Here is a 17,526-nt window from a genome sequence, read left to right on the forward strand (position 1 = left end):
CCCAGGTTGAGGACCGCGTTGTCGTTGAACCAGCACAGGTCACCGACGCGCGTGGTGTTCGTCCCACCGGTCTTGTCGTCGTTGCACGCCTTGTACCGGCGCTCGATGAACCCGGGCTCCCAGTTCCAGCCGTCACCGATCCACGACGGCTGGTTGTTCGACGCGGCCGTACGACCGTCGACACTCTGCGAGGAGTAGCCGAGCGCGATCGTCGGCCGCACTCCGCCGGGCACCGCCGGCACGTCGATGGGGTACGACCAGGAGAAGGCTCCGGTCGACTCGCCCCCGTTCCAGGTGCCGGAGGCCTGGAGCGAGGTCGCCTTGTAGTCGCCCGAGGAGCTCTCGGCACCCGCGGTGGCGGCCAGCACCGTCGCCCCTGCCAGGGCGACCGGGGCGGACAGCGTGCCCGTGCGGGTGTCGTTGACGGTGTCCAGGGGCGTCTGCGTCCGGCACTCCGCCTTGTCGGGCGTGGTCAGGGCGCAGGAGGGGAGCCGGACGAGCCGGAGCCGGGCGGCCCAGTCGCCGCCGTAGGCGTCGCGGAAGGCGGAGTAGTCCACCTGGACCCGCGCATCGGTCTTCTCCCGCCCCGCCGCCGTGTCGGTGCGGCCCAGGGAGAGCAGCAGTCCTTCGACGCCCGCGCGGCGGGCCGCCTCACGTCCGGCGACCCGGACCGCGACGTCCACGGCGCGTGTGCCGCCCCGCGGCGCGACGGCGACGGGGAGCTTCCCCGCCGGTACGGCGGCCGGGGTACCCGCCTTGCGGGCCGCGGCGCCACTGCTCGGCGGCGGAGTCAGGGTCACGGCTGCCGAACCGGCGGCCGGCCAGGTGACGCGTGGCCTCCCCTTCCACGCGTGCGCGGCGGCGGCATCCGGCTTCTTCTCGCCGCCGAAGGCGGCCTTCCGCACGGGTACCGGCTCAGGCTGCTCCAACAAAGGAAGCGGATTTCTTTCCTCCGGAACGGCGGACGCACTGCCCGCCGCCGGCAGAATTCCCATGGTGACCGCGACCGCCAGAACGGCAGCGGAACCACGTATGCGTTGAATTCTCACACCCCACCTCTCAAGGGCACATAAATGTCAGCGCAATTTATCCACCACAAGACCCGGGAGATCTCCCACTTGAGCGAGATCTGAGGAATTCAAGAACGAGGATCGGGATTCCGATATCCGGACGACCCGAAGCGGAACGACATCGGGCGCGAAAGAGGACGAAAAAGGGCGATGCCCGGCGAGATCGCCGGGCATCGCCTTCTTTTCGTCCTGCTGGTGGCAAGAGCTCCTAGTAGTTGTAGGAGCGGGGGAGGATGGCACGGGACCAGGTCCAGCCGGTCAGCGTGCTCCAGCCCGCCTTGTGGTAGTCGAACCCGGTGGCGTTGGCGAGGTGGGTGAACGCCTTGACCTCACCGCTGGCGTAGCCGTAGAAGCTGCCGATGTCGTCCTTGCCGTCACCGTTGTAGTCGCCCGGCACGTACTGGGCGCCCTGGTAGTACCAGTGGTTCGCCGGGATGTCGAGGCCGCGGATGCTGTTCGCCGCGAACTTTCCGCTCCGGTCGGCGAGGGCCGGGAGCTTGAACAGGGCGTCGCGACCGTCCGCGTAGTCGTACCAGTACGCGATGTCGTCGAGGCCGTCGCCGTTGAAGTCGCCCGCGTGGACGCCCGTCTGCCCGAAGCCGCCCCACGTGGTGGTGGTGGCCGCCCACGACTGGAGGCTGGTCTGGCTGAAGCCACCGGTCGGCAGGGTCAGGAACGTGTGCATCTTCAGGTTGCCGTCCGAGTACCCGTAGAGGGCCGCGAGGTCGTCCCGGCCGTCACCGTTGAAGTCACCGGTGGCGAACTTGCTGTTCTGGACGAACCAGTGGCCCGCCGGCATCTGCGTGGAGACGAACGGCGCGTTGAAGCCGCCCTTCACGTTGGCGGTGAAGGTGAAGAGGGAGTCGTTCCCGGCGGAGTAGCTGTACCAGGCCATGACGTCGTCGCGGCCGTCACCGTTGAAGTCGCCCGACTGGAGGGTCATCGAGGACGAGTACCAGCCGCCCTTCTGCGACGTGTAGGACGGGAAGGGGACGTCGAAGCCGCCGCCCTCCTTGGCGAGCGCGGTGTACAGCTTCACGACGCCGTCGCCGTAGTCGTACAGGGCCGCCAGGTCGCCGCGGCCGTCACCGTTGTAGTCACCGGAGGTGAACTTCATCCGGTCGGCGTTCCAGTTGCCCGCGGCGGACGCGTAGGACTTGAACGGCGCGGCGAAGGTGCCGTCCGAGTTCGACTTGAAGGTGAACAGGGCGTCCTCGCCGGCGGCGTAGTTGTACCAGGCCGCCATGTCGCTGCGGCCGTCGCCGTCGTGGTCGTGGCGGACGACGGTGTTCGTCGACCACTTCGACCGGCCCGCCGCGTCGTAGATGACGAGGCTTCCGCGGTCCTGCAGGAGCGCGTAGCCGTCGGGGGCGGCCACCCCGGAGGTCCACAGCTGGTTGCCGGCGACGCCGGTCACCACGAGCTTGCCGTCGGACTGCATGACGGCCTTGGCACCGTTGTTGCCGGCGGTGTTCGTGCTCCAGAGCACGGCACCCGCGTTGGACTTGACGACGAGGTTGCCGTCGGCCCCCATGACGAGCTTGGCGGCGTTGGACGTGTACGTCGTGCCGGACGGGATGACGGTGCCGGAGGGGATGTACGCCCCGCCGGTCACGCCGTCGATGGTGAAGCGCGCTCCGAGCTCGATCGTGCTGGTCGCGGTCGGGAGCTTGCCCTTCCAGCCGACCAGCGCGTTGTCCGAGGCCTGTCGGGCCCACAGCTCCGCGCGGACCTCCGCCGCCGGATCGTTCGTGACGTCGCCCGAGGAACCCACGATGGGGTACGCGGCCTTGGTGATGCCGGAACCGATCTGGAGGCGGTTCTGCGGGAGGCCCATGGTGGCGGTGTTCAGGCTTCCGTCGCGCGACTTCTGCGACCAGGCCACCTCGATCGAGCCGGTGGCGTCGTTGCGGAGCCACAGGTCGGGCAGGCCGTCCGCGGAGACGTCGCCCGGGGTGATGAGGGTGTACTTGTCCCAGTCCGTGCCGCCGACCGGGCTCGGCGACTTGGTGCCGGCGAGGTCGAGGTCGTAGCCCGCCCGGTTGCCGTAGTAGGCCCAGAGCAGCTTGCCCTGCTTGACCAGGAGGTCGGGCTGGCCGTCGCCGTTCAGGTCACCGGGGGCCACCACCTGGCTCGCGTTCGCCCAGTGGTCGTCACCGGTCCAGGTCGACTCGCCCTCGCAGCCGATCTCCGGGTCGTTGACCGGGCAGGTGACCGTCAGCTCGGTCCGGTCCTCCGGGTCGATCTTGCCCAGGCCGTCATTGGCGTAGACGTACAGCTTCTTCCGCTGGTCGGTCTCGTCGTACTCCAGGCTGACCAGGTCGTTGTAGCCGTCCTGGCCCCAGTCGCCGGAGAGGGCGACCTGCTTGTCGGCGAAGGAGCCGCCGCCGTTGGTGGCGTTGTTGAACTCGCCGCCGCCCTGTCCGGCGTACGTCAGCAGGGTGCCGTTGCCGTCCACGGCCCAGATGTCGCGGTTGCCGTCACCGTTCACGTCGAAGACGCCGTCCCGCGTCCGGGACCGGCCGGCGTAGTAGATGTACGTGGCGGTGTCCGAGCGGTTGCCCGCCTTGTCCACGCTGTACGCGTACACGAAGTGCGGGCCGTAGCCCGGCGGCGTGATCTTCACCGGCACGCCGACGCTCACGGGCGTGACGTCCGGGTCGGTGTCCGTCCAGTAGTGGTACTGGACCACGTCCTTGACCTCGGGGGCCGAGGTGAAGGTGAACGTACCGGTGGTGCGCGCCTTGCCGGTGTTGGTGGGCCAGCCGTCCTTGCCGTTGGGGAACTCGGCCGAGTTGATGATCGGCGGGGAGCTGGGACGGGTCCGGTCGACGGAGAACTTGCAGGTCTCCGAGACCGGGCCCCAGGCCCGGTCCTTGTCCATCGTGACGACGTTCCAGGTGTAGTCACCCGTCGGCACGTCGATGTCGGGCACGGCCCAGGTGGTGACCTTGTCCTTCAGCGCGGGCAGGTCCATCGTCCGGACCGGGGTGACGGACCCGGCCTTGAACAGGCTGAACCTCGCGGTGAGGTTGCCGGCCTCGCTGTCGGAGTTCTTGGCGTAGAGGCTCACGCGGGTGTTGCCGATGACGCCGCCGGTCTTGCAGACGGTCTTGGGGTGCGTCCCCAGGCCGCTGGGCTTCTTCGGCAGGGTGTTGTACGTGATCTCCAGGGTCGCGCTCTTCGGGTCGAACTTCTTCCAGCCGAAGGTGTCCGACTCGTCGGAGGCGTACAGACCGAGGGTGATGTTGGCCATGCCCTCGTTCTTCGGCCCCTCCTTGGCGCGGGCCTTGATCTTGGACGTGAGGTCGAACTCGAGGTTCCCCGCCCCGCAGTCCGCGATCTTCTCGCTCCAGCCCTTGGAGTCGTTGACCGTGGAGAGCTTGGTGAGCTGGGTCGGCTGCCGGTTCCACGTCGTCTTCGCGGTGATGCCCGTGGTGTGCCACAGCTCGACCGGACGGTGCTGGCAGGACCAGGACCAGTTGTTCCTGATCCGGAACGTCGCCTTCTTGACCTCGGTGCCCTTGACCTCGCTCGTGTCCATCTGGAGGAACGAGCGCGAAACCCGCTTCTGCCCGCCGGACTCGGCCTCGTAACCGACCCGGAGGGGGCCGGTGGCGTTCCAGAACGAGTAGTTGGGGTAGTACTCGTAGACGCGCGTCCAGTTCTGACGCTCGCCCCAGGCCCACTGCGGGTCGATGTAGACCGGGTACTGGGTCGCGGGGGCGTCCAGGAGCGCCTGGTCCGGCTTGATCTCCAGGACGTCGCCGGTGACCGCGGTCTCCATGGGGGCGTCGGTGGCGCCCGGCGGCGGCTCGAAGGTCTCCGCGGGGTCAGCCGTCTCTTCGTCAGCCGCCGTCCCTCCCTCGGCGGTGGCGGAGAACGCACTGATGCCCGCGGCCTGCTGCGCCTCGCTGCTGACCGTCGTGGAGTCCCACATCAGCGGCGTCGGGCTGGAGAACACCGCGTGACCCGACGGGTCCACCGCGGTGAGCGTCCCGGTCTCGGCGTCCTCGGAGACGTCGAGACCCACGGTCGCGAACTTGAACTTGAGGCTCTCCAGCTCCGGGTTCTGCCCGGCCTCCGGCGTCTTGACGACGAGGAGCTGCGAGAAGCCCTCGATCTCCGCCTTCAGCTGAAGGTCGACGCCGGGCAGGATCTCGGCGTACGTGGCCACGTTCCCGTCCAGGGTCGGCGTGGGCAGCGCCGTGGGCCAGTTGAGCGTGAGCGAACGTCCGTCCTTCACTCCGGAGAGCAGGGGGGCGGTGCCGCCGCCCGAGAACGTCACGTCCACCACCGAGGCGACGGGGCGCACGGAACCGTCGGTGGCGAAGGCCAGCGTCGGGTCGGTCGCCACCCATTCGCCGTCACGGAGGACGCGGACGGCGGTGCCGTGCCGGTTCACCGACCAGGTCCCGTCGGGCTGCGCCCACGTGTCGGTGGTCTCGGTGCGCGCCGATTCGAGCTCATAGGGCTGGCCCGTGGTACTGGCCTGCTCCAGGGCGTAGTCCTCTTCGGTCTGCTCGCCCGTCTGGACCGGGGTCTCCCACACCGCCGCGGCGGGCGGGGCGAAGGCCGGAAGGCCGACGACCACGGACATGGAAAGCGCGCCGGTCAACGCGACCGACATGAGACGTCTGCTTCTGAATCCTGCTGTTCTTCTTGTACCGCGTGGCATCGCTGCGGACACGGACACCTCTCTCACCTTATCGAACTGGTGGACAACGAAAGGATTATGGGCGATGCCTCGAAGCACACTCGACTTGAGGGGAACTTGAGCCGCGGACTCGCACCGAATAACGCCCTCATGCGTATCCAATTACACCGACCCGCAGAAAAGCGGCTGCTCCCTCTCTTAAGTGATCATGACGGCACAAGATCGACAGCCGTTTTCCGGATTCATTCATTCCGTTTTTGGCAATTCATTGCCAAACATGTTGCCTGACTGGCAACATCCCCTCCATGACCGCCGCCGCCCCGACCGCCGCACCCGCGCCGCCCGGACTGCACCGGCGCACCGCGCTGCTCTTCGCCACGGCGGGCGGGCTGACGGTGGCCAACATCTACTTCCCGCAGCCGCTCCTCGACGCCATCGCGGCCGGGCTCGGGGTCTCCGACACCGCCGCCGGCCTCGTCGCCACCGCGGCGCAGGCCGGATACGCGCTCGGGATCGCCCTCGTCGTCCCGCTCGCCGACACCGCGCGGCTGCGCCGGCTCACGGCCACGCTGCTCGTGCTGACCTGCGCCGGACTGCTCGTCGCGGCCGCCGCCCCCGGCCTGGTCACGCTCACCGCGGCCACGGTCGCGCTCTCCACGACCACCGTGCTGCCCCAGGTGCTGATGCCGACCGCAGCCTCCCTGGCGGGGCCCGCGCACGGCGGCCGGGCCGTGGGGCTGATCGGGATCGGGATCACGCTCGGCTCGACGCTCTCGCGCACGCTCTCCGGCACGGTCGCCGGCCTCAGCGGCGACTGGCGCACCGCCTATCTCGTGGCCGCCGCGCTCACCGGCGCGCTCGCCCTCCTCGTCCCCCGGGCGCTGCCCGAGCGCGCCCCGGGCGGCGCCGCGAGGCTGCCCTACCGACGGCTGATCGGCTCGCTTCCGGGCCTGGTGCGCGCCCACCCCGGACTGCGGCTCTCCGCCTTCCTCGGCGCCACCGTCTTCGGCGCCTTCAGTGCCTTCTGGGCGACGCTCGCCTTCCACCTCGCGGGCCCGCCGTTCGCCCTCGGCACGGCGGGCGCCGGGCTCTTCGGACTCCTGAGCCTGCCGGCCGCGCTGCTGTCCTACCCGGCGGGCCGGATCGCCGACCGGCGCGGCCCCCGGTACGTCAACCTCCTCGCTCTCGGCTGCTGCGCGGTGGCGTTCGCCGGCATGGGCCTGTACGGCGACTCGCTGCCGGTCCTGGTCCTGGGCACCAACCTCCTGGTGTACGGCGGCGCCTGCTCCCAGATCGCCAACCAGGTGCGGATCTTCCGGCTGTCCGGGGAGATCCGGGCGCGGCTGAACACCCTCTTCATGCTGGCGAGCTTCTGCGGCGGGGCGCTGGGCTCCCTCGGCGGCGCCGCGCTCCACGCCCGGTACGGCTGGACCGGCCTGGTCCTGGGCTGCCTCGGCGTACTCGCCCTGGCGGGCGCGGGCCTCGCCCGCACCCGTCGCCTCGACTGAGACCCGGGCCGGTCAGGGGCCGTTCCACGCTCAGGGCGGGCCGTCGAGGGTCTCGGCGAGGAGGCGCCAGATGTCGGCGGCGAGGTCGAGGTTGGCGGAGGCCTGGGCCTCGGCGGCGAGGGCGCGCAGCCGGTCGAGCCCGGCCCGCTCGTGGCCCTCGACGACCAGCAGCCGGCCGTCCAGGACGTCGAGCCGGACCCGGCCCCGGTAGGTCGGCCGCGGGCCGGCGTCGCCGGTCTCCCCGCCCAGGCCGGCGCGTGCCCGCTCCAGGAGGGCCCGCGCCTCGGCGAACCGGCCGTCCTCGAAGGCGAGTTCCGCCCGCAGGGAGGTGACGTCGTGGCGCAGGGCCGGGAGGCCGAGGAAGGCGAGGCCGCTCTCCGCCTGCTCCAGGTACCGCTCGGCCGTCTCCGGCTCGGGCGGCGTCTTCTGCGCGTGGAGGTTGGCCGCGGCGATCCTCAGCCGCGTCCACAGACCGAGGTCGCCGGTGCTGGGGAAGCCGGCGAGGGCCTGGTCCAGGAGGACCTGCGCCCCCTCCGGATCGCCCTGGCGGACCCGTACCGCCGCCCCGGTCCACAGCGCCTCCGCCCACAGCGCGTCGCCGCGGCCCGCGGTCAGCGCGGTGAGTTCGTCGGCGTGGGCGCGGGCCTCGGCGAGGCGGCCCGCCTCGGACTCCACGGAGACCAGGGCGAGCAGCCCGGCGGCGACGTCGGGCACGGCGAGGCCGTGCTCCCGGGCCAGCCGGTGGGCGTCGCCGGCCGCGTCGACGGCCGGGCCGATCGCGCCGAGGGTGCGCAGGCAGCGGGCGAGCCGGGCGAGGCCGCGGACCCGCAGCGCGGGCTGGCCGAGCCGTTCGCCGAGCGCGACGAGCTCCTCCAGGAGTTCCCGCTCGCGCTCCTGCCGGTGGTGGCGGCGGTGCCAGCGGGCCACCTGCCAGAGCGCCTGCCAGCGCAGCGGCGGGTCCTGGTCGGTGCCGGCGTCGGCGGTGAGGGCGCGCTCCAGGGCCTGAAGGGTCTCGTCGGACTCCAGGGAGGCGGCGAGGGCGAGCGCCTGGCTGAGGGAGTCGTCGCCGGCGCCCTCGTCGAAGACGGAGACGTCGGCGCCGAGCTGGGCGGCGAGGTGCTCCACGGCGCGCGGGGTGGGGTTGCGGGCCCCGGACTCCAGGCGGGAGAGGTAGCCGGTGGACATGCCGTCCCCGGCGAGCGCCGCCTGCGACAGGCCCCGCTCGGTCCGCAGCCGCCTGAGCCGGCGTCCGAAGTACGGCTGCTCCAGCACGTGATCAACCCCTGGACGACGAAGACGCGGGTGGACGACGAAGATCCCGCCCGATCTTTCGATCGGACGGGATCTCGACTTCCGCTGGTGGACCTGAGGGGATTCGAACCCCTGACCCCCTCGATGCGAACGAGGTGCGCTACCGGACTGCGCCACAGGCCCCTGCGACGTGTGAAACATTAGCATCCCCGTCGCCGAGAAGAAAAATCGCTTACGCCGCAGGTCAGATGAGGACCCGTACGGGGTCCGTCATTCGTTGGCGGCGCGGGGGCGCTCGTCGTCCGCGTGATCGGCGTACTGGTCGAAGAGCGGGGTGCGGCCGTGGTCCCGGCCGCGGCGCGGCGGGGCCTGGCGGCGGCGCGGCGCCGGGGAGGCGGCCGGGGGCTGCTCGGCGGCCGTGGAGGAGCGGGCGGCGCTCCAGGTCTCCGGGTCGGTGACGTCCACGCCGTTGGAGGCGCGCGGGGCGACCGGCGCGGTGACGTACGTGGGCAGCGGCACCGGCACCGGGTCCCAGCTGTCGCCGCGGGCCGGGCCGCGCTCGCGCTGCTGGTCCACCCACTCGGCGTGGTCGGTCTGCTCGACCAGGGCGCGCCGGTCGGCCTCCTGCGGGGAGACCGGCGGCGCGGGCGACGGCTCCGGCTCGGGTGCCGGCGCGGCGGCCCGGCGGGTCTCGCGGAGCCGGGCGGCGGCGGCCTCGGCGCGGCGCCGGTCCATCACGTACACGAAGCGGCGGCGCTCCTGTCCGCGCAGGTGGACGATGTAGGCGCTGAGCAGCACGGCGGGGACGCCGGGCGCCCACAGGAAGGCGACGCCGCCGACGGCGGCGACGACGGCCCCGAGGGTGAAGGCGGAGAACAGCACGATCGTGGTGCGCCGGCGCCGCGCCAGGGCCTTGCCGCGGCGGGCCCGCTCGGCGGCCGTGCGGGCCGCCGGCGCGGGCGCGGCCTCGGGCCCGGGGGCGGGCGCCGGGTGCGGGTCGGGCTCGGGGAGTTCGAGGCGCGCCTCGGTCCTGGCCGGAGGCGCGGCGAAGGCCCGGACGTCGACCGAGCTCAGGTGCTCGGTCGCCGCGTCCGGGTCCACGTCGGTCGCCGCCTCCAGGGCCGTACGGTCCCGCTCGCGGAGCTCCTTGGCGTACCGGCGCTCCATGCCCGCCCGTCCGGAAAGGAGCCGGATGGCGGTGCTGAAGCGTTCCGTCGGACGGGCCTCGTTCAGCTCGTCCTGCCTGCGGAGCCACATCGGCACCAGGTAGGCGGCCCAGGCCCCGACGATGACTGCGTAGATGAGGCCGCTGCTGCTCACGCCTCACACGGTAGAGGGGTTCGCGACGGGGCATCGGCCAATTGGCCCGGTGTGTCGCACGATCTGGCTGATATCACTGAACTTTTTTGTGATTGTTCAGATCGATCGCTGTTCATATGCCGCTGAAATTCGAACAGTTATATGAATAGCGGCGATCGCGAGGGCTAGGCGGCGTCCCTGCGGCGCGTGCGGTGCCAGCGGGCCAGCAGCCCCTCCGGAATCTCCTCCGCCGTCAGCGCGAAGACCAGGTGGTCCCGCCAGGCGCCGTCGATGTGGAGATAGCGCGGCCGCAATCCCTCTTCCCTGAAGCCGAGTTTCTCCACGACGCGCCGCGAGGGGCCGTTCTCCGGCCGGATGCACACCTCCATCCGGTGCAGTCCCACCGCGCGGAAGCAGTGGTCGGTGGCGAGCGCGACGGCCGTGGGCATCACCCCGCGTCCGGCGATCTCGCCGTCCACCCAGTAGCCCACGTGCCCGGAGCACATCGAGCCCCAGGTGATCCCGGCGACCGTCAGCTGCCCGGCCATCCGGCCGCGGTACTCGATGACGAACGGCAGCATCCGCCCGGCGTTCGCCTCCGACCGCAGATGGCGCACCATCTGACGGTACGTGGGGCGCCGCGCGGGCGGCATGCCGGGCGCGGGCGGCGGCACCGTCGCCTCCCAGGGGCGCAGCCACTCGCGGTTGCGGCGGTTCACCTCCCGCCACTCCCGCTGGTCGCGCATCCTTATCGGACGGAGCACCACGTCTCCGTCGACGAGGACCGCCGGCCAGGCCGTGGTCATGACGCCGGGCCCGCTTCCGCCGGTCTCGGGTGGTCGCCGCCGCGGATCTGGTCCACGGCGTGCCGCAGCAGCGGCTCCAGGACGGCCAGCCCGTCCCGCACCCCGCCGGTCGACCCCGGCAGGTTCACGATCAGCGTCCCGCCCGCGACGCCGGCGAGACCGCGCGAGAGCGCCGCCGTCGGCACCTTCTCCCGGCCGTACGCCCGGATCGCCTCCGGGATGCCGGGGATGTGCCGCTCCAGGACCCGGGCGGTGACCTCGGGCGTCTCGTCGGTCGGCGAGATGCCGGTGCCGCCGGTCGTGAGGATCACGTCGTACCCGGCGGCGATCCCGGCGCGGAGGGCCGCCTCGACGGGCGCCCCGTCCGGGACGACCTGCGGCCCGTCGACGGCGAAGCCCATCGCGCGCAGCCCCTCGGCGATCAGCGGCCCGCCCTTGTCCGCGTAGACCCCGGCGGAGGCCCGGTTGGAGGCGGTGACGACGAGCGCCGCGTACGGCGCGGTGAGCGGGCCGCCGTGGGCGTCGCGCCCTCCCGCGGCCCGGCCGTCGGGCGTCACGCGTCGTCCCGGGTCCAGTGCCCGGACTTGCCGCCGGTCTTCTCCTCCACCCGCACGTCGGAGATGACCGCGCCCTTGTCGACCGCCTTCACCATGTCGACGACCGTCAGCGCGGCCACCGACACGGCGGTCAGGGCCTCCATCTCGACGCCCGTGCGGTCGGTGGTCTTCACCGTCGCCAGGATCTCGACGGCGTCGTCCGCGACGGTGAGGTCGAGCGTCACGCCGGAGACGGCCAGCGGGTGGCAGAGCGGGATGAGGTCCGGGGTCTTCTTGGCCCCCATGATCCCGGCGATCCGCGCGGTGGCCAGCGCGTCGCCCTTCGGCACGCCCTCGCCGCGCAGCAGCTCGATCACGCGCGGCGAGACGAGCACCCGCCCGCTGGCGCGCGCCGTGCGGGACGTGACGTCCTTCGCCGATACGTCGACCATGCGGGCGGCGCCCGCCTCGTCGATGTGGGTGAGGCCTTGCTGCGTGCTCATCGCCGTGACACTCCCGGTCGCTGTGTGGGACGACACACCGTACCCCCGCGCCGCCCCCCTCAGCCGAGAAGGACCACGTCCAGCTCGTCGCCGGGGGCGGCCGTGTCGCGGTCCTCCGGGACGACGAGCAGGCAGTCCGCGTGGGCGAGGGCCGCGATCAGATGCGAGCCGGCGCCGCCCACGGGGGTGACGGTGCCGGACTCGGCGTCGTACGTCCCCCGGAGGTACTGGCGGCGGCCGGACGGCGAGGAGAGCGGGGCGTCGGCCTTCAGGGTGGCGCGGACGACCGGGCGGTGCAGGTCCTCCAGGCCCATCAGGGCGCGGATGGCGGGCCGGACGAAGAGCTCGAAGGAGACGTACGACGAGACCGGGTTGCCCGGCAGGGCGAGGAGCGGGATCTGCTCGGCGCCGACCGTCCCGAAGCCCTGCGGCTTGCCCGGCTGCATGGCGAGCTTGCGGAAGTCGACCCGGCCGTCGGCGGTCAGCGCCTCCTTCACCACGTCGTAGGCGCCGACGCTGACACCGCCGGTGGTGACCACGAGGTCGGCCCGGATGAGCTGGTCCTCGATGGTGGACCGGAGCGACTCGGCCTCGTCGGCGACCGCGCCGACCCGGTAGGCGAGCGCGCCGGCGTCGCGGGCGGCGGCGGCGAGCGCGAAGCTGTTGGAGTCGTGGATCCGGCCCGGGCCCAGCTCCTCGCCGGGCTGCACGAGTTCGCTGCCGGTGGAGAGGACCACCACGCGCGGGCGGGGTCGGACGGTGACCGTGCCGCGGCCGATCGCGGCGAGCAGGCCGAGCTGCGGCGGTCCGAGGACCGTGCCGGCCGCGAGGGCCAGCTCCCCGGCCCGCACGTCGCTGCCGGCCCGGCGGACATGGGCGCCGGCCTCCGCCGCCCGGTGCACCCGCACCTCGCCGGCGGCGCCCTCGGGGGCGCTGCTCGCGGCCCGCATGCCGGTCGCCGCGCCCTCGCCCGCGCCGCCGTCGGTCCACTCGACGGGGACGACGGCCTCGGCTCCGGGCGGCAGCGGGGCGCCGGTCATGATCCGGGCGGCCTGCCCGGGGCCGACCTCCGGCAGGCCGTCGGCTCCCGCGGCGACGTCGCCGATGACGGTGAGGACGGCCGGGTACTCCTCGGTCGCTCCCGCGACGTCGGCGACCCGGACCGCGTACCCGTCCATGGAGCTGTTGTCGAACGGCGGCAGCGCCGCCGGCACCGTCACGTCCTCGACCAGGACGCAGCCCTGGGCGTCGAGCAGCTGGAGCTCGATCGGGTCGAGGGGGCGGACGGTCGCCAGGATGTCGGCCAGGTGCTCGTCGACCGACCACAGGTCGCGGGCCGGCCCCGCGCAGGGGTCGCCCGGGGCGTGGCCGTGGCCGAGACCGTGGTCCTGGGGGTCCTGGGACGGTGCCGTGTCGCTGCTCAAGGTCCTACATCTCCTCGTTGACGTATCTCCGGAGCCAGTCCCGGAAGTCCGGTCCCAGATCCTCACGTTCGCACGCGAGTCTGACAATGGCACGCAGATAGTCACCGCGGTCGCCGGTGTCATAGCGGCGGCCCTTGAAGACGACGCCGTGCACCGGACCGCCGATCTTCTCGTCGCCCGCCAGCTTCTGCAGCGCGTCCGTGAGCTGGATCTCGCCGCCCCGGCCGGGCTCGGTGTCCCGCAGCGTGCCGAAGATCGCCGGGTCGAGCACATAGCGGCCGATGACCGCGTAGTTGCTGGGCGCCTCGGCCGGGTCCGGCTTCTCCACCAGGTCCGTCACCCGCACCACGTCGCCGTCGACGGTCTCCTCGACCGCCGCGCAGCCGTACAGGTGGATCTGGGAGGGCTCGACCTCCATCAGCGCGACGACGCTGCCGCCGTGGCGCTCCTGGACCTCCACCATCCGCGCGAGCAGCGGGTCGCGCGGGTCGATCAGGTCGTCGCCGAGGAGGACCGCGAAGGGCTGGTCGCCGACGTGCGGGGCCGCGCACAGCACCGCGTGGCCGAGGCCGCGGGGGGCGCCCTGGCGCACGTAGTGCATGGTGGCGAGGTCGCTGGACTCCTGGACCTTGGAGAGGCGCTCGTCGTCGCCCTTGCGGATCAGCGCCTCCTCCAGCTCGTAGTTCCGGTCGAAGTGGTCCTCCAGCGGACGCTTGTTCCGACCGGTGATCATGAGCACGTCGGAGAGTCCGGCGGCGACGGCCTCCTCGACGACATACTGGATGGCCGGCTTGTCGACGACCGGAAGCATCTCCTTCGGCGTCGCCTTGGTCGCCGGCAGGAAGCGGGTGCCGAGCCCGGCGGCCGGGACGACGGCCTTGCTGATCCGGCCGGGCCGGGGGAACTGCTGTGTCATACGGGCACCTTATCCGTTGATGAATGAGGGAAAGATGGGGCTCCGATTAACTTTCCCCCCATAAACCCCTTACGAGCGTTTTCTGAGGATCCGCTGTGCAGAAAGAGAATCCCGACTTGTCCGAAAAGGCCCTGCTGCGCCGTCGGCTGCTCGACGCGCGCGCCGCCCTCTCCCCCGAGACCCTCGCGCGGACCGCCGGGGCACTGGCCGGGCACGGCACCGGCCTGCCCGAGCTGTCCGGCGCCGCCACCGTCGCCGCGTACGTCTCCGTCGGCCGCGAACCCGGCACCCGCGCCCTGCTCGACGCGCTCCGCGCGCGCGGGGTGCGGGTCCTGCTGCCGGTCCTGCTGCCCGACAACGACCTGGACTGGGCGGTCTACGAAGGACCCGGGGCGCTCGCGAAGGCCGGCCGCGGCCTCCTCGAACCGACCGGCCCGCGGCTCGGCCCGGACGCCGTGTGCACGGCGGACGCGGTGCTGCTGCCGGGGCTCGCGGTGGACGCGCGCGGCATGCGCCTCGGCCGGGGCGGCGGCTCCTACGACCGGGTCCTCGCCCGGCTCGCGCGGGCCGGGAAGGACCCGGCCCTGGTGGTGCTCCTCTACGCGGACGAGGTGGTCGCGCGGGTCCCGGAGGAACCGCACGACCACCCCGTGCACGCGGTGGTCACCCCGGAGGGGGCGACCCGTTTCGGCCGTTCCTGATCACGGCTTGAGCGTCAGCGTGTCCTTCGCCGCCGCGTCGACCGCCGCCTTGCCGTAGGCCCAGTCGTACAGCTCGCCGTCGGCCCAGGCGTCCGTCTGGTCGGTGTAGTTGTCGTGGAAGGCGTGGCCGGAGGCGCCGGTCAGGTTGATCCACCGGGACCTGTCCCAGTCGCCGACGTTCACGACCATCCGCATCGACGGCACCCAGATGACCTCGTAGCCGCCGGCCGCGTTCCAGCCGGTGGCGTCGACGGCCGCCTCGCCGCCGCCGAGGTTCCACGGGCCGCGGTTGAGCAGCTGCTGCACCATGCCGGGCCCGGCGGTGCCGAGGGTCTGGTTCTTCAGGGTCAGCTGGTGCAGCCGGCCCCAGCTCCAGGTGGAGACGTCCTTGCCGAGCTTGGCGGTCAGCTCCCAGCGGGCGTCCTTCATGGCCCGGGCGAGCAGCTGGTCGCGGGTCTCGGTGGCCGGGTCGGTGCGGGTGGCGGGGGTCTTCCACCACTCGCTCTTCTCCTGCTTGAGGAGCGGCCGGACCACCTCGTACCAGCGGTCGCCGCCGTCCGGCTGCGCCGAGTCGGGGTCGCGCTCGCCGCACTCGCGGACCAGCTTGTTCTGCTCGTCGACCGGGCCGGTGGCGTCGACCGGGCGGACCATGACGCAGTCGCCCTCGGCGCGCACCTCCTTGGGCAGCTTGTCGCCGAAGGAGAGCTTGAGGACGTTGCGCCAGACCGCGTTGAAGTACGCGGCGGCGGCCGAGTCGGGCTCCTGGGTGTAGTCCCAGCCCTCCAGGAGCTTCTGCGCCTCGCGGACGTGCGGGTCGGAGATGTCGATCTTCAGCAGCAGCGGGTTGAGCAGGGTCGCGATCTCGCTGCGGTTGTCGGTCTGCATGGTCCGCATGTCGTCCGGCGAGATCTTGCCGCCGTCCTTGGTCTTCGACTCGATGAGGTCGTTGATCCGCTGGCTGCGGGAGCCGTAGCCCCAGTCCTTGGTGAGCAGGTCGGGGTACTGCTCCGGGGAGATCACGGCCTGGTTGGCGGTGACGATGTAGCCGCGCTCCGGGTCGTACTCGTACGGCAGCTGCTCGAAGGGGATGTAGCCCTTCCAGCGGTAGCGGGAGTCCCAGCCGGGGGCGGGCAGGGTGCCGTCGCCGGTGGCACGGCGCGGGATCTTGCCCGGGGACTGGTAGCCGATGTGGCCCTCGGTGTCGGCGTAGACGAGGTTCTGCGAGGGGACCTCGAAGTTCTTCGCGGCGGCCCGGAACTGCTTGAAGTTCTTGGCGCGGTTGATCGCGAAGATCGCGTCCATGGACTTGCCGGGCTGGAGGGCGGTCCACTGGAGGGAGACGCCGTAGCCGGTGGAGCGGTCCGGGGCGGAGTTGCCGACGGGGGCGGTCTGCCCGACCTTCTCCAGCTCGGCGGAGCGGTCGGAGACCAGCGGGCCGTGCTCGGTGGAGCGGATGGTGATGGGCCGGTCGCGGCCGCCGGCGACCTTGATGACCTCTTCGCGGGTGTCGAACGGCTTGACCTTGCCGTCGACCAGGTAGCCCTCGGGGCTGACCTTCTCCAGGTAGAGGTCGGTGACGTCGGCGCCGAGGTTGGTGAGGCCCCAGGCGATGGTGTCGTTGTGGCCGATGATCACGCCGGGCATGCCGGAGAAGGTGTAGCCGGCGACGTCGTAGCGGCAGGTCGCGGAGACCGAGCGGCAGTGCAGGCCCATCTGGTACCAGAGGGACGGCAGCATCGGCGCGAGGTGCGGGTCGTTGGCGAGCAGCGGCTTGCCGGAGGTGGTGAGGTCCCCGGAGACGACCCAGGAGTTGGAGCCGATGCCGTTGCCGTTCGGGCCGAGCAGGGCCGGGACGGAGTCGAGGACCTCGGAGAGGCCGGAGAGCGCGGCGAGCTGGGGGCTCGCGCCGCCGGACCCGGCGCCCGTCCCCGTACCGCCCTCGGACTCCTCTTCCTTGCCGGCCTTCGGGTCGAACTTCTTCGTCACCGGGTCGACCGCGCCGCGGTCGACGATCGGCTGGTGGAGCTCGTACGGGTACTCCGGGTACAGCTGCTTGATCTCGGCCGGGGTCAGCCGGCTGGTGAGCAGCGAGCGGTCGATCTCGTCCTGCATGTTGCCGCGCAGGTCCCAGGCCATGGCCTTGAGCCAGGCGACCGAGTCGACCGGGGTCCACGGCTCGATCGTGTAGTCGTTGGTGAAGGCGAGGGCCGCGTACTCGACGGAGACGTCCTTCGGCTCCCGGTCCTTCAGATAGGCGTTGACGCCCTCCGCGTACGCCTGGAGGTACTTCTTCGTCTCGGGCGCCAGGACCTTGTCGTACTCCTGCTGCGCGACCTGGCGCCAGCCGAGGGTGCGCAGGAAGGCGTCGGTCTCGACCTGGCCCTCGCCGAACATCTCGGAGAGGCGGCCGGCGGTGAGGTGCCGGCGGACGTCCATCTCGTAGAAGCGGTCCTGCGCCTGGACGTAGCCCTGGGCGCGGAAGAGGTCGGTCTCGTTGTCCGCGTAGATCTGCGGGATGCCGTGGGCGTCCCGTTTGACCTCGACGTCGCCGGAGAGGGAGTCGATCCTGACCTCGCCGGTGGTCTGCGGGAACGAGGCACGGACGGTGCCGACCCCCCACCAGCCGCCGAAGGCGACGGCCCCGACCAGCGCGAGGACCAGGAGCAGGACGATCAGGCGGGCGCGCCTGCCTTTCTTCTTGGCGGGGGGCGCGGTCGTGTTGGAGGGCATCGCTGTCCTTCGAGGGGCAGGGTGGTCCTGGAGTACGGGAGCAACCTTAGGCGCAGCGCCTGAGCGCCCTGGACTCGGTGTCAGGGAGGAACTTCACCGATGACCGCATCTGACCGCATCGGGGA

At 71.9% G+C, this 17,526-nt stretch carries 11 protein-coding genes, 1 tRNA gene and 1 pseudogene; 2 read left to right on the forward strand and 11 right to left on the reverse strand.

Features of this window, described 5'->3' with window-relative positions:
• Together AB0E19_RS36035 and AB0E19_RS36040 are read right to left on the reverse strand one after the other, a co-directional pair.
• Window positions 1-929 (reverse strand): annotated as a pseudogene (locus tag AB0E19_RS36035) (hypothetical protein); the annotation flags it as partial.
• 349 nt (window positions 930-1,278) lie between these two features.
• The gene (locus tag AB0E19_RS36040) at window positions 1,279-5,700 is read right to left on the reverse strand and encodes an FG-GAP-like repeat-containing protein (protein ID WP_362188567.1); all 4,422 of its coding nucleotides are present in this window, start codon (window positions 5,698-5,700) and stop codon (window positions 1,279-1,281) included.
• 332 nt (window positions 5,701-6,032) lie between these two features.
• Here AB0E19_RS36040 and AB0E19_RS36045 point away from each other — a divergent pair, with 332 nt between their 5' ends.
• The gene (locus tag AB0E19_RS36045) at window positions 6,033-7,235 is read left to right on the forward strand and encodes an MFS transporter (protein ID WP_362188570.1); all 1,203 of its coding nucleotides are present in this window, start codon (window positions 6,033-6,035) and stop codon (window positions 7,233-7,235) included.
• A gap of 30 nt (window positions 7,236-7,265) precedes the next feature.
• Here AB0E19_RS36045 and AB0E19_RS36050 read toward each other — a convergent pair whose 3' ends face one another.
• The 8 genes from AB0E19_RS36050 to galU all read right to left on the reverse strand — a co-directional run bounded on the left by AB0E19_RS36050 (window position 7,266) and on the right by galU (window position 13,970).
• Window positions 7,266-8,507 (reverse strand): helix-turn-helix domain-containing protein, encoded by a 1,242-nt coding sequence (locus AB0E19_RS36050; protein ID WP_362188573.1) that lies wholly within the window; start codon window positions 8,505-8,507, stop codon window positions 7,266-7,268.
• An 85-nt stretch (window positions 8,508-8,592) separates the two neighbouring features.
• A tRNA-Ala gene (locus AB0E19_RS36055) sits at window positions 8,593-8,669 on the reverse strand.
• A gap of 87 nt (window positions 8,670-8,756) precedes the next feature.
• A complete protein-coding gene (gene glpR, locus AB0E19_RS36060) occupies window positions 8,757-9,806 on the reverse strand; it encodes a gephyrin-like molybdotransferase receptor GlpR (protein WP_362188576.1) in 1,050 nt (349 codons plus the stop codon).
• Between the two features lie 164 nt (window positions 9,807-9,970).
• Window positions 9,971-10,591, reverse strand: a complete 621-nt coding sequence (locus tag AB0E19_RS36065) for a GNAT family protein (RefSeq protein WP_362188579.1) — start codon at window positions 10,589-10,591, stop codon at window positions 9,971-9,973.
• Window positions 10,588-11,148, reverse strand: a complete 561-nt coding sequence (locus AB0E19_RS36070; RefSeq protein WP_362188582.1) for a MogA/MoaB family molybdenum cofactor biosynthesis protein — start codon at window positions 11,146-11,148, stop codon at window positions 10,588-10,590. The genes AB0E19_RS36065 and AB0E19_RS36070 overlap by 4 nt, the downstream gene beginning before the upstream one ends.
• Window positions 11,145-11,630, reverse strand: a complete 486-nt coding sequence (gene moaC, locus AB0E19_RS36075; RefSeq protein WP_031007335.1) for a cyclic pyranopterin monophosphate synthase MoaC — start codon at window positions 11,628-11,630, stop codon at window positions 11,145-11,147. Before moaC ends, AB0E19_RS36070 begins: the two co-directional genes overlap by 4 nt.
• Before the next feature lie 59 nt (window positions 11,631-11,689).
• Window positions 11,690-12,958, reverse strand: coding sequence for a gephyrin-like molybdotransferase Glp (gene glp, locus AB0E19_RS36080; protein ID WP_362188631.1), 1,269 nt, complete (start codon window positions 12,956-12,958; stop codon window positions 11,690-11,692).
• A gap of 100 nt (window positions 12,959-13,058) precedes the next feature.
• Window positions 13,059-13,970, reverse strand: coding sequence for a UTP--glucose-1-phosphate uridylyltransferase GalU (gene galU, locus AB0E19_RS36085; protein WP_362188587.1), 912 nt, complete (start codon window positions 13,968-13,970; stop codon window positions 13,059-13,061).
• 116 nt (window positions 13,971-14,086) lie between these two features.
• Here galU and AB0E19_RS36090 point away from each other — a divergent pair, with 116 nt between their 5' ends.
• The gene (locus AB0E19_RS36090; RefSeq protein WP_362188590.1) at window positions 14,087-14,671 is read left to right on the forward strand and encodes a 5-formyltetrahydrofolate cyclo-ligase; all 585 of its coding nucleotides are present in this window, start codon (window positions 14,087-14,089) and stop codon (window positions 14,669-14,671) included.
• On the opposite strand, the gene AB0E19_RS36095 is transcribed toward AB0E19_RS36090, so the two are convergent.
• The gene (locus AB0E19_RS36095) at window positions 14,672-17,401 is read right to left on the reverse strand and encodes a penicillin acylase family protein (RefSeq protein ID WP_362188593.1); all 2,730 of its coding nucleotides are present in this window, start codon (window positions 17,399-17,401) and stop codon (window positions 14,672-14,674) included.
• Window positions 17,402-17,526: the final 125 nt, after the last annotated feature.

The organism is Streptomyces sp. NPDC047974, from assembly GCF_040653375.1.
Classification (GTDB): domain Bacteria; phylum Actinomycetota; class Actinomycetes; order Streptomycetales; family Streptomycetaceae; genus Streptomyces.